The 12,551-nt window shown below is 66.4% G+C and carries 10 protein-coding genes and 1 pseudogene; 4 read left to right on the plus strand and 7 right to left on the minus strand.

Features of this window, described 5'->3' with window-relative positions; genetic code table 11:
- Positions 1 to 19 precede the first annotated feature (19 nt).
- A complete protein-coding gene (locus tag OKW40_RS36260; protein ID WP_187618376.1) occupies positions 20 to 952 on the minus strand; it encodes a DMT family transporter in 933 nt (310 codons plus the stop codon).
- Positions 953 to 1,054: 102 nt separating this feature from the next.
- On the opposite strand from OKW40_RS36260, the gene OKW40_RS36265 reads away from it, so the two are divergent.
- Entirely contained in the window at positions 1,055 to 1,912 is an 858-nt protein-coding gene (locus OKW40_RS36265) for a LysR family transcriptional regulator (protein WP_090806141.1), read from the plus strand.
- 23 nt (positions 1,913 to 1,935) lie between these two features.
- Here OKW40_RS36265 and OKW40_RS36270 read toward each other — a convergent pair whose 3' ends face one another.
- From OKW40_RS36270 to OKW40_RS36295, 6 genes and pseudogenes are all read right to left on the minus strand, one after another.
- Positions 1,936 to 2,991: an ABC transporter ATP-binding protein gene (locus OKW40_RS36270; protein ID WP_429493760.1), complete on the minus strand. Its 1,056-nt coding sequence runs from the start codon at positions 2,989 to 2,991 to the stop codon at positions 1,936 to 1,938.
- A gap of 50 nt (positions 2,992 to 3,041) precedes the next feature.
- The gene (locus OKW40_RS36275; RefSeq protein WP_429493761.1) at positions 3,042 to 4,646 is read right to left on the minus strand and encodes an ABC transporter permease; all 1,605 of its coding nucleotides are present in this window, start codon (positions 4,644 to 4,646) and stop codon (positions 3,042 to 3,044) included.
- Entirely contained in the window at positions 4,647 to 5,678 is a 1,032-nt protein-coding gene (locus OKW40_RS36280; RefSeq protein ID WP_429493762.1) for an iron ABC transporter substrate-binding protein, read from the minus strand.
- 71 nt (positions 5,679 to 5,749) lie between these two features.
- On the minus strand, positions 5,750 to 7,063 hold the full coding sequence (efeB, locus tag OKW40_RS36285) for an iron uptake transporter deferrochelatase/peroxidase subunit (RefSeq protein ID WP_429493763.1): 1,314 nt from the start codon (positions 7,061 to 7,063) through the stop codon (positions 5,750 to 5,752).
- Positions 7,064 to 7,096: 33 nt separating this feature from the next.
- Positions 7,097 to 8,192: pseudogene (locus OKW40_RS36290) on the minus strand (hypothetical protein).
- A 181-nt stretch (positions 8,193 to 8,373) separates the two neighbouring features.
- A complete protein-coding gene (locus tag OKW40_RS36295; RefSeq protein ID WP_429493764.1) occupies positions 8,374 to 9,885 on the minus strand; it encodes a carbohydrate porin in 1,512 nt (503 codons plus the stop codon).
- Between the two features lie 329 nt (positions 9,886 to 10,214).
- Between OKW40_RS36295 and OKW40_RS36300 the strand changes: the two genes are divergently transcribed.
- The 3 genes from OKW40_RS36300 to OKW40_RS36310 all read left to right on the plus strand — a co-directional run bounded on the left by OKW40_RS36300 (position 10,215) and on the right by OKW40_RS36310 (position 12,524).
- Positions 10,215 to 10,892, plus strand: a complete 678-nt coding sequence (locus OKW40_RS36300) for a hypothetical protein (RefSeq protein ID WP_429493765.1) — start codon at positions 10,215 to 10,217, stop codon at positions 10,890 to 10,892.
- A gap of 91 nt (positions 10,893 to 10,983) precedes the next feature.
- Entirely contained in the window at positions 10,984 to 11,820 is an 837-nt protein-coding gene (locus OKW40_RS36305; protein ID WP_429493766.1) for an arylamine N-acetyltransferase family protein, read from the plus strand.
- Positions 11,821 to 11,843: 23 nt separating this feature from the next.
- Positions 11,844 to 12,524 carry a methyltransferase family protein gene (locus tag OKW40_RS36310; protein ID WP_429354237.1) on the plus strand — a complete coding sequence of 227 codons (681 nt, stop codon included), beginning with the start codon at positions 11,844 to 11,846 and terminating at the stop codon, positions 12,522 to 12,524.
- Positions 12,525 to 12,551 lie beyond the last annotated feature (27 nt).

The raw sequence follows: 12,551 nt of genomic DNA on the forward strand, positions 1-12,551 counted from the left end.
ACCGGGCGGGCGGCGCGCTTTACTTCGCGTGACTGCGTGCCCGCCCACCCGGATGCAGCAGCGTCAGCAACGGCCAGCCGAGATTGACGCCGAGACTCGCGGCGACGATCAGCGCCATGCCCGCCAGTTGAGACAGCGATAGCGCACGGCCATACACGAGCGCATCCACGACGATCGCGGTCAGCGGATAAACGAACAACAGCACCGCGATCACTGGCGTGCTGAGCTTGGGCAGCGCGCCGTAAATCAGCACATACGACAATCCCGTGTGCAGCACGCCCATGCCGATCAGCCAGAACCACTGGATCGGACCGATATGCGTGAGCGTCAAAGGCGCGATGAGCGGCGCGATCAGAGGCAGGCAGATCACGCCGACCGCGCATTGCGTGAGCGTCAGCAGATGCGGGCGCATTTCGCCGAGGCTCTTCGCGATCAGCGTGACGCTCGCATACAGCAGCGAGCCGAGCAGCGCTTCGCTCAAGCCGATCAGATAGCTGCTGTGGCCTTGCAGGTTTCCGGCCGCGATCACGCCCGACGCGAGCACGAGCCCGACGAACGCCGTCGCGATCCAGCCGAGCCGGTCCGCGCCGAGCCGCTCGTTAAAGAGCGCCGCGCCGATCAGCACGACCCAGAACGGCTGCACATGAAATACGACGGTCGCGACCGCGATGCTGGTGCGATGAATCGCATCGAAAAAGCCGACCCATTGCGTGACCATCAGCACGCCGGAAATCAGCGCGAGCGCGACCGTGCGGCGCGTGAACTGTGCGCGCGTGAAAAAGCCCTTCCACGCGCAATAGGCGGCGAGCGAGAGAAAGCCGAACAGGCAGCGGAAGAACACGAGCGTCAGCGCATCGAGCCGCGCCTCCTCGACGAAAACGCCGATCGTGCCCATCAGCAGGCCGCCGCTCGCCAGCGTGATCGCGCCTTGTTGACGTGAGGTGAGGGACATGCGCAACGACTCCGAAACATGATGCCTGCGAGTATTGCGCCGCTTGTGGCCTGTTCACAAACGAATTAAATTGAGCAATTCCATAAGCCCGGTTGATAAATCGTGAACCCTGAATTCGACGTCGATCTGTTGCGCAGCTTCGTCGCGGTCGTGGAGGCGGGCAGCTTCACGAAGGCGGCGGCGAGCGTGCATCGCTCGCAGGCGGCGGTCAGCATGCAGATCAAGCGGCTCGAAACGATGCTCGGCACGACGCTGTTCGCACGCAACACGCGCAACCTGTCGCTGACGCGGCCCGGCAGTACGCTGCTCGAATACGCGCGGCGCGCGCTTGCGTTGCAGGAGGAGGCGTGGTCGGCGATCGTGCGGCCCGAGGTGACCGGGCGGGTGGTGCTCGGCGCGCCGGACGACTATGTGTCGTCGCTGCTATCGCCGGTGTTGCGGCGTTTCGCGACGCTGTATCCGCGCGTCGAGATCGAGATCGTCTGCGCGCAGAGCACGGCACTCGCGCCGATGCTCGCGGACAACAAGATCGACCTCGCATTCGTCACGCGCGACCGCAGGATGCGCGGCGAATTCGTGCGCAGCGAACCGATGGTGTGGGTGGGGGCGTCGGTCGACACGCCGGTGCTGAAGGCCTCGCCGTTGCCGGTGGGGTTGTACGAGCCGGGCTGCGTCGCGCGCCAGCACACGCTGGCTGCGCTGGATGGCGCGCGCATCCGTTATCGCGCGGCGTTCAGCAGCGCGAGCCTGATGGGGCTCGTCGCGACCGTGGATGCCGGTTTGTCGGTGATTGCGCTGACGCGGTGCAGCGTGCCGCCGCGGCTCGCGATACTCGGCGACGCGCAAGGGCTGCCGAGAATCGCGCCGCTCGAAATCGTGGTCGCGCGCAGCGCGAAATCGGATCGGCCGACCTGCGATTATCTGGCGCAGCAGATGGTGCAGGATCTGTCGCTGCGGTAGCCGAGCGTGCCAGCCTTAGCCGTTCAGGTGCGCGAATAGGCGGTCACTTCACCCTCGACCGCGAGCCGCACGCGCTCACCCGGACGCGGGCACAGATAACCGGGCACGCGCGCGCGCACCATCGCCCGCGTCGCGGACTGCAATTGCAGCGCGACGCTTGCGTCCTGCCCCTGGAAGATCACGTCAGTGACGAGCGCGTCGTGCGCGGCGCCTGTGCGCGCGGTTTCATCGGCGCGCAGCAGGCGAATCTGCTCGGGACGCACCATCACGTCGACCGCACCGTGGCCGACGGGCGCGACCAGTGGGAGTTCGCCGAGCTCGCAACTCGCGCGATCCTGTTGCGCGATGCCCGGCAACAAGACCGCCTCGCCAACGAACGACGCAAGCTCGCGCGTCACCGGCCGGCGGTATAGCACTTCGGGCGTCGCGGTCTGGATCAGCCTCCCATTCCATAGCACCGCGACCTCATGCCCGAGCGACAACGCCTCGGACTGATCGTGCGTGACCAGCACGGCAGTCGCGCCGGCCGCGGCCAGCGCACTTGCGACCGCCAGGCGCGTTTCGACGCGCAGCGCGGCGTCGAGCGAGGAGAACGGCTCGTCGAGCATGATCAGCGTCGGCGTGGGTGCGAGCGCACGGGCGAGCGCGACACGTTGCTGTTGACCGCCCGACAGTTGCTGCGGCGCGCGCTCGCCAAAATGCGCGGGCAGGCCGACCAGCTCCAGCAACTCAGCGACGCGATGGCGCGCGCGGCGCTGCGTGCGTGGCAGACCGAACACGATGTTGTCCGCGACCGACAGATGCGGAAACAGCGCGCCTTCCTGCGGCACGTAGCCGATGCGGCGTTGCTCCGACGGTACGTGCAGGTTGTCGCCGACGACGCGCCGGCCATCGATCTCGACGCTGCCGCCGTCCGCGCGCTCGAAGCCGCACAACAGGCGCAGCAGCGTGGTCTTGCCGCTGCCCGAGGGCCCAAGCAGCGCGAGCAGCGTGCCGCGCTCGACCGAGAGATCGAGGCCGTGCAGCACCGGGTGACCGTCGAACGATTTCTGCAGTCCGCGGATACGAAGTTCGCTCATGAAAATCCGAAGTAGTCGAACAAAAGCAGCGATGAAAAAGCCGGCGCGTGTCAGCCGCGCTCGCCGAGCAGCGCCGAGCGGCCGAGCAGCGCGAACAGCAGCCCCGACGCGCACAGCGAGATGCCGGTCAGCAGCGCCGCATACGGCGCGGCGGCGGCGAACGCCATCGTCGACGTGTCGGCCCACACCTGGGTCGCCAGCGTTTGCGTGTCGAGCGGCGACAGCAGCAGCGTCGCGTTCAGTTCGGTGACGACCGAGATGAACACCATCGCCGCGGCAGCGCCGAGCCCGGGGCCCGCGAGCGGCAGCACGACGCGCACGAGCGTCTGCGTCCAGTCAAGGCCGAGCGCGCGCGCGGTTTCCTCGAGGCGCGGCTGCGCCTGCATGAATGCCGCGCGCACGCTGACGAGCGCGACCGGCATGAACAGGATCGCGTAGGCGACGATCAGCAGCGTCGCGCTTTGATAGAGCGGCTGCAGCGCATGCACGGCGAGCGAGACGATCGCGAGCGCAATCACGAGCCCCGGCACGCCCTGCGCGAGAAACACGGTGCGCTCGAACAGCGTCGCGAAACGCGTCGGATAACGCACCAGCAGAAACGCGAGCGGCACCACGAGCAACGTGGTCAGCGCGGCGGCCGCCAGGCCGAAACCCAGCGACGAACACGTCGCGTTCCACAGCAGTTCGGGCGATACTTCGGCGGGTGTCACGGCGGCCGCGCCCGGCTGCGTGAGCCAGAAGCCGATCATGCCGAGCGGTACGCCGAGCGTCGCAAGCGTCAGCAGCGCAAAGCCCACGACGACGAGCCAGCGCCACCCGCCGAGCTCGTAGCGCAACACCGCGCGGCGCGTGCCGCGATCGACGCGCTCATAGCGCGCTGCACCGCGCACGCGAAACTCGAACGCAAGCACGACGAGGCAGATCACGATCAGCAGACACGCGAGCAGCGATGCACCGCCGCCGTCGAAGCTGGTGCGATATTCCGCGTAGATCTGCGTGGTGAACGTATGAAAGCGCAGCAGCGTGAACGCGCCGAATTCCGATAGCACGCCGAGCGCGACGAGCAGCATGCCGCCCAGCAGCGCCGGCCGCAGTTGCGGCAGCACGACGCGCGCGAAACTCGTCCAGCGGTTGCAGCCGAGCGCGCGCGCGCTTTCTTCGAGTGCCGGGTCCATGCCGCGCAGCGCGGCGGCGACCGGCAGATAGACGAGCGGAAAATACGCGCAGGTCAAGACGAGCAGCGCGCCGTTGAAGTCCTGCAAGTCCTCGCTCAACGACACCCACGCATAGCTCGAAATGAAGGCCGGCATCGCGAGCGGCGCGGCGCACAGCACGGCCCACGCGCGCCGTCCGGGAAGGTGCGTGCGCTCGACGAACCACGCGGCCGCGGTGCCGATCACCGCGCAAACGAGGGTAGTCGTGACGGTGATCAACGCCGTATTGACGAGCAGCTCGCCGACGAGCGGCCGCCAGATCAGATCGAGCGCGTCGCCGATGCCGAAGCTCGCCGCGCGCCAGAACGTAAACGCAATCGGCAGCAGCACCAGCAAAGCGCTGAGTGCTGCCGCCGCAAAAAGGCCGCGCGGCGCGCGCGTCCGCCCGCGCGCCGGGGCTGGGGGGACAGCCGGCGGACCGGCTGACAGTGCTTCGCTCATTTACAGCAGGCCTGCCTGACGTAGCAGCTTGCCGGCCTGGCTATCGTCGCCGAGCTGCTGGATCGTCAGCGTGGGCGGAGTCAGTTCGGCAAACGGCTTGAGGATCGGGTCCGGCGCGACACCCGCGTGCAGCGGATATTCGAACATCACGTGGCTGTTGGCCATCAGCTGCTGTGCGCGTTCGCTGACCAGATAGGCGAGAAACTTCTGCGCGCCGTCCGCGTTGTGCGCGGACTTCAGCACGCCCGCGCCCGATACGTTGACGAGCGCACCGGCGTCGCCGTGGCCGAAGTGATAGATCGCGCTGCGGGTTTTCGCATCGCCGATTTCCGCATGCAGACGCGACCAGTAGTAGTTGTTGATCAGACCGGTCGCGACCCCGCCGCGATTGACCGCGGCGACCACGCCTTCGTCATCGTCGAAGATCTGCGAGTTGGCTTTGAGACCCTTCAGCCACGCGAGCGTCTGCTCTTCACCCTTCAGGGCCAGCACCGCGCTCACGAGAGGCAGGAAGTCGGCGTCGCTCGGCGCGATGCCGACCTTGCCTTTCCATTCAGGCTTCGCGAGGTCGAACACCGATTGCGGCAGTTGGGACGGCTGCAGCTTCGTCGTGTTGTATGCGAGCACGCTCTCGCGCGCGGTCACGGCGACCCATACACCGCTCGGCGAATTGAAACGTGCCGGCACCGCGCGGAGCGTCGCTTCGTCGACCTTCGCGAGCAGCCCCTTTTCCTCGAGCAGCATCAGCTCCGGCGAGTTCTCCGTGAAGTACACGTCGGCGGGCGAGGCCGCGCCTTCCGCGACGATCTGCGCGGCGAGCGCCGGGCCTTCGCCGTTGCGCACTTTCACCGAGATGCCCGACTGCTTTTCGAAGTCCTTTGCGAGCAGATTGACGACCTGCTCGTGCTGCGCGTTGTACAGCGTGATCGACGCCGAGTGAGCCGCCGACGGCATCGTCGCGAGCGCGGTGAGCGACAGCGCGGCCATGCTGCCGAGCGCGCGCAGACGGGTGGCAAACCAGGAATGAGCCATGTTGCAGAAGTCCGTTTTGATTGTGTTGAGTGAGCCAGGCGCTGCACGCCCGGCGTGCTTCATTTGCTGCATCACGTCTCGAACAGCCCCGCGCCGACATACGAACCCGGCTTCGCGCCCGGCGGCACGACGAAAATCGCGCTGCCGACGTGGGTCGTGAACTGGTTCATCATGTCGAACTTCGCGAGCCGGTCGTTGATCGGGATGAAGCCGGTGCGCGGGTCGCTCTGGTGCGCGATGAAAATCAGCCCCGCGTCGTACTCGGTTTCCTGGCGCCACGGCGGCCAGCGCTCGATATAGAAGTTCGTGCCTTCGTTGTACGAATACGAGCGGCGCAGAATCTGCGCGCCGTTGTTGCTCGCCGGATTCGACAGACGCACGTGCGAGTTCTCGGGGATCAGCGGGTTACCGTCCTTGTCCTCGGCCTTCAGATCCACCGCGTCGAATTCATGCTTGCTGCCGATCGGCGCGCCGCTGTACTTGTGGCGGCCGAACACCTGTTCCTGGAAACCGAGCTCGGTGTTGTCCCAGTGTTCGAGCGTGATGCGGATGCGGCGCACGACCGTGTAGGTGCCGCCTTCCATCCACGGCGCGTCTTCGGTGGCGCGAGCCCACACGAACTGGTTCATCAGCTCAGGCTGCGCGGTCGCCGGATTGTTGGTGCCGTCCTTGAAGCCCATCAGGTTGCGCGGCGTCTGAGCGCGCGGACCGGACAGGAAACCGGCCTGGCCCCAGCGCATCGCCGCGACGCCGTAGGCACGGCGCGTCAGTTGGCGTACCGCGTGAAACGCAACCTGCGCGTCGTTCGCGCACGCCTGGATGAACAGGTCGCCGCCGGTCTTCTCCTTGATCAGTTGATCGCCGTTGAAGCGCGGCAAATCGACGAGCGCGGCGGGGCGGCGCGACGCGAGCCCGTAGCGGTCCTTGCCGTCCTTCGTGAAGAGGCCGGGGCCGAAGCCGAACGTGATGGTCAGACCGTTCGGGCCGAGGCCCAGCACGTCGCCGGAATCGGGGGCGGCCCGGTCGCCGCCGTCGTCGCCGGCGGGCAGCGCGAAGGCCGTGCCGCCTTGCGTCAGGCGCGCGGCTGCTTCGGTCCACGTGCGCAGCAGGGCGATCACTTCGTCGCGCTTGTCGGTGGTCAGCTCGAGCGCGGCGACGTAGGTGTGGCTCTGCTGCGGCGTGACGATGCCGCCTTGATGCGGACCGTAGAACGGCTCGGCCGCGAACTGCGGATCGGCGTTCTGGGCACTATGCGCGGGCGCCTTCGCGAGCGCGGGCGGCGAGGTCGCGAGGCCCGCGCCGAGACTCGCGCCGGCGGCGACCGCCGCGCCCCCCGCCTTCAGGAAGCCGCGTCGTGACGGCCGTGGGGGGTGATCGTTTGTCATGGTCAGTTCACCTTCCTGAAACCTGGGTGCCGCCTACTTCGCGAGCACCAGTGTGTTCACGTCGTCTTCGACGTAGTAGAAGCCGTCGCCTTCCGGCGTCATCGCGATACCGAACAGGTCGCCGTTGCCGGGGGGCGATTGCGCCTTGTCGGTATCGATCCAGCGTGCGTACAGCTGCTTGCCGGTCGCCGGATCGATCTCGACGACCTGGCCGTTCAACGCGTTGGTCACCAGCAGGTGGCCATTGGGCGCGGTGACCATCGCGAGCGGACGATGCAGCAGGCCGTCGGCGGTCAACTGGCGGCCGACACCCGCGCTGCTGTCGCGCGTGAGCGGATCGTCGATCTCGGTGATGCGGTTGCCGATCGCGTCGGACACGTACAGCAGTTTCTGATCGGCCGACAGCGCTAGGCCGGTCGGCCCGACGAGGAACACGCCCTTGTCGGCCTGCGCGCCGAAGCCGCTGCCGATCACGGTTTCCTGCTTCACGACGGGCGGCTTGCCTGCCGGCACGTCGAGGTCGAGGCGCAGCACGGTGGCTTGCTTGAACACGGGCGGATTGCCTTGCGCGTCGCCGACGCCGAAGCCCGCGTTGCTGACGAACAGCGTTGCGCTCGTGCCGGTGTCGACGACCGCCATGTTGCCCCACGGATCGTTGATGTTCGGCGTCGAGATCGTCGACGCGATCTTGCCTTGCGGGTCGATCACGATCAGGCAGCCAGCGCCCTTGGTGCCGGTCGTGCCGTCGTTGCTCGGCGTGCTGCCGACGATCACCCAGCCCGACTTCAGCATCGTCATCGCGGTCGACAGGCCGATGCCGCCCGGGCATTCCTTCAGATCGCGCGGCACGGTCGCGAACACCGTCATCTGTCTGGTGTCCGGGTGATAGTTGATGATCGTGCTGCCGGTGCCCTGCAGGTTCGTCGAGTTGTTGAAGTTGCCGACCAGCACGTCGCCTTTCTTCACGGTGCCCGCGCTGACCGGCGCGACCACGAGCGCGTACGGATTCTGGTCGCCGTTATCCGGCACGGGTGTTGATCAGCGTCGTGTGATGCTTGATCGTTTCAAGGAAGCCTTGCGGCTCGGCCTGCGCGCTGGCGGCCATCGTGAGAGCGGCGGCGCCGGCCATCGCGGCGAGCAGGGCTCGCGCGGCGCGCGCCGCAAGCTTGCGCGTGAGTTGATTCACGATTGGGCCTCCGTGCGGGTGCGCAAAGCGGGAGTGGCGGCGACGATAGAAAGCATGGGAAGCGCTGGTCCGGTTGCGTGGGGTGGCATGTGCTTGCGAGGATGAAAGCGCGCGGCGGGCGGCGTCAGAAGTTGATATTGGTCCGCATGCCGACGACGAAGGTGTTGCGCAGCGGCTGCGTCGGGTCGTTCGGGTTCTGGCCCGCACCGGCGTTGAACGTGTATTGCGCGTCGGCCTGCAACTGCCACCACGGATTGACCTGGTACTGGTAGGTCGCCTCGAGCGTGGTTTCGCTGGTGCGCACGCCGTAGGGGCTGCCGTTGAATGCCAGGAAGTCCTTGTCGAGTCCGTTCACGTGACTGCCGACCTTGATGTAGGTCAGCGCGAGACCGGCGCTGTCGTTGTCACGGCCCTTGAACGGCGCCTTCAGCACGACGCCGAGGTTGGCCGCGACTTGCACGAGGTTGCGGTCGCCCGGCGCGCCCATCACGCGCGCGAACACGCCGAGACTGCGTGGTTCGTCGGAGTCGGGGCGCCACACCATCTGATCGGCGACCGCATAGAAGCTGTAGTTGCCGCTGTGATTCACCGGAATGCCGGTCGACGCCGGATTCGCGAGCGACAGCCCCATGTTGTCGTAGCGCTGATCGGCGAACTTGTTGGTGTTGTACCAGACGCCGAGCTTGTAGGTGCCCGGCAGACCGCCGCCGCCCGAGCCGACCATTTCGCCTTCGGCCGGCTGGTTGATCGAGTACTGCAACTCGCCGATCCACAACGCGCCGTTATGCAGGTTGAAGTTCGTGCCGCTCATGTTGTCCGGGTCGTTGCCGAGCGGGTCGCCCGAATACACGCCGGCAAGCGCGGTCAACGAAGGGGTGATCTGGCCGCGCACGCGCACGCCGAGACCCGCGAGCGGATAGGCGGGACCGCCCGACGGCATGTCGTACGAGGGCAGCGCGGGCCAGCCGAACATCGTGTTGAGGAACAGGGCCGCATACGTGCTCGTGATGAATTCCTGGTCGAGACTCTGCTGACCGATCTTCACGTCCACGCGTTTGTTCAGGAACGACTGCTGATACCAGAGCTCCCACAGACGCGTCGCGTCGTCGGCCTCGATGCCGCTCGCGGTATTCAACGTGCCGAGCTTGTTCGCGCTCAGGTTCGCGCCGTGAATTTGCAGTGCGCTGACGTTGAAGAGGCCGCCCGGCAGGCCGAACGCCTTTTGCGTATCCATCTGCAAGGTCGCGGTGGTCAGGCCGTCGTAGTCGACGCCGCGCGCGAGACCGCCGCGCAGATTGGCCAGCACTTCGCTGGTTTCGGTCAGCGTGAAGGTCATGCCGTACTTGCCGAGCCACGGACGCAGGCCGCCCATGTCGCCGAGCAATTGCTGGCGGTTCCAGAGGCCCGTCCACTGGTCGGTTTGCGTCGCCTGAATGTTCAGGTCGGCCTCGGGCGCTTCCGGGTTCGCATCGGGATTGGCTTCGGCCAGCGCCGCGTGGCCGGTCAACGAGGCACACGCGAAGGCCGTGCACAGTGCGACGCGCCGCATCGAAGGCAAACGCGTACGATGAGTTGCGCCGGGACCTGCGCAAGCGTCGCAAACCGCACGCGATCCATTGAGTTGGGCGAACTTCATCGAAATCCTTATGAGTGTTGTTTCGATCGATGTGATCAATCTGCGACTGCCTGGCGCGACATCGCGTGTTGTCCCAGGCTGCCAAAGCGGCTGATGGCGTGATCGTACGCAGGCGTATTGCGGCAGTCAACACAAATGAGAACGATTCGCAACAATATTACTGGCATGTAATTCCCGGATTTACGGACTGCGTCTAAACTTTATGAGGACGTAAACAGATATTCATTAGCGCGTAATGAAAACGTATTGATGTAGTCAGGCCGAACGTGCGAAACGGCGAGGTGTCGAAGCGCACGAGTCACCCCGAAAGTCAAAGTAAGGAGGTAGAGATGGGCAAGCGCATTCTGCTGGTTTCGTTGCTGGTGAGTGGTGGTCTGTTGCTGGGCGGCGCAGCGCACGCGCAGTTGAATCTGAAGCAGTTCGGCATCGGCGGGGGCGGCGATAGCGCGGCGGGTGCCGGGGCGTCGTCGGGCGGCGTGTCGCAGTTGCTGCAGAGTTACGTGGGCGCGAACCAGCAGGTGCTGAGCGGACAGTCGAGCCTCGCGTCGGCGATGGGCATGACGAGTGCCGCCGGCCAGGCGCAGCAGGCGGCGGGGCTGCTCAGCGGCGGCACGCCGTCGGTCAGTCAGTTGACGCAGGTCGGCAGCACCCAGCAGTCGCTGTCGCAGAAGCTGACCGATGCGTTCGCGAATCATGCAAGTGGCGGCGCGTCCGCGACGCCGGTCAACAAGGAAGCGTTCACGCAGGGTCTGTCGTCGCTCGGCAAGGGTGTGAGCCAGTATTCGAGCTTGCAGTCGGGGCTCGGCAGCCTCGGTCAGATGAGTCCGTCGTCGCTGCTGCAATCGGGCCTCAATCCGCAGACCGCGCAAAGCGCTTCGTATATCGCGCAATCGGCGCCGGGGCAGTTGCAGTCGCTGATGTCGACGCTGGGCTCGGCCGTGCAGTTCGCATCGAGCCACGACATCACGGTGCCGTCGATCGCGACGTCGGCGTTGAAGGGGTTGTAGGCGCGTTTTCGCTTCGTCCCGCGCGCGGTCGAGTCAGCGCCGAAAGCCGCTATGACCGCGTCGAACCCGCAATCCAACCGGAATTCCGCCGATGTCCCACACCATCAATCTGGAAAACTACTTCGCCCGGATCGGCTATCAGGGCCCGCGCGCCGCCACGCTCGACGTGCTGCGGGCGATTCACCGGCTCCATCCCGCCGCGATCCCGTTCGAGAACCTGAACCCGTTGACGCGCCGGCCCGTCAGGCTCGAGCTCGAAGCCGTGGAACGCAAGCTCGTGACCGAAAAGCGCGGTGGCTACTGCTTCGAGCAGAACATTCTGTTCGCGAACGTGCTGATGCAACTCGGCTTCAGGGTCACGCCGCTGCTTGCGCGCGTCGTGTGGGGCCGCGAGCCCGGCACGATCTCGCCGCGCACGCATATGGTGCTGCGCGTCGATATCGACGGCGACGCATGGATCGCCGACGTCGGCTTCGGCGCCGTGACGCTGACCGCGCCGCTGCGGCTGACCGCCGGCCTCGCGCAGCCGATTCCGCTCGGCACGTTCCGTCTCGCCGACGCGGGGCGCGACACCGTCTATCTCGAGGTGCTGGCGCCGGACGAGAGCTGGACCCGCGTTTATCACGTCGATCTGCGCGCAGTCGAGTGGATCGACTATGAAACCTCGAACTGGTACACGTCGACGTCACCGGATTCGAAGTTCGTTCATAACCTGCTGGCGTGCCGCGTGTTGCCCGAACTGCGACTGGCGCTATTCAACGATCAGTTCGACGAGCGCGACGCACGAGGGCAGATCGTCAACGAACGGCGCCTCGCGAGCGCCGCCGAACTCGCCGACTGTCTGCGTGAGCGTTTCGGCTTGAATCTGGAGGACATCGATATCGCCGACGTGTTCGAGCGCGTGCGCACGCGCGATGAGGCCGCATGAGCCGACCGCTCGAGGGAGCCGCGATGGTCGCACGTCTGATCCTGCAATCGCTGGCGTGGCTGGTTTTCATGGGCGTGCTGCTGTTCGGCGCGGCCGGCACGCTCGCGTGGCCGGCAGCATGGTGGTATCTGTTCGAGCTGGCGGTATTGAGCCTGTGGCTCGGCTTGTGGCTCGCGCGTCATGATCCCGCGCTGCTCGCGGAGCGGCTCGCGCCGTTCGTGCAGGCGCAGCAGAGCCGCTGGGATCGTGTGTTCATGGCCGCGATCGGGGCCGCGTGGTGCGGCTGGCTGATCCTGATGGGTTTCGACGCGATGCGGTTTCGCTGGTCCGCGCCGCTGCCGTCGTGGCTCATGGGCCTCGGCGCGTTGTGCGTGTTCCTGTGCATCTTCACGTGCCGGTTCGTGTTTCGCGCGAACAGCTATGCCGCACCGGTGGTCAAGATTCAGTCGAGCCGCGGGCACAAGGTCGCCGACACCGGGCCCTACGCGTACGTCCGTCATCCGATGTACGCGGCCGCGCTGGTGTTCTTCGTCGGCACGCCGCTGATGCTCGGCTCGTGGTGGGGGCTCGTGGCGCTGCCCGTGATGGGGTACGGGATGGGCTGGCGCGCGGTGCGCGAGGAGCGGCTGCTCGCCGGGCAGCTCGACGGCTACACCCAATACATGGCTCGTGTGCGTTACCGTTTCGTGCCGTATATCTGGTAGCGCGTTCCAGCCGTCTCCCCACCGTCG

It is taken from the genome of Paraburkholderia sp. RAU6.4a (assembly GCF_050435625.1).
Taxonomy (GTDB): domain Bacteria; phylum Pseudomonadota; class Gammaproteobacteria; order Burkholderiales; family Burkholderiaceae; genus Paraburkholderia; species Paraburkholderia tuberum.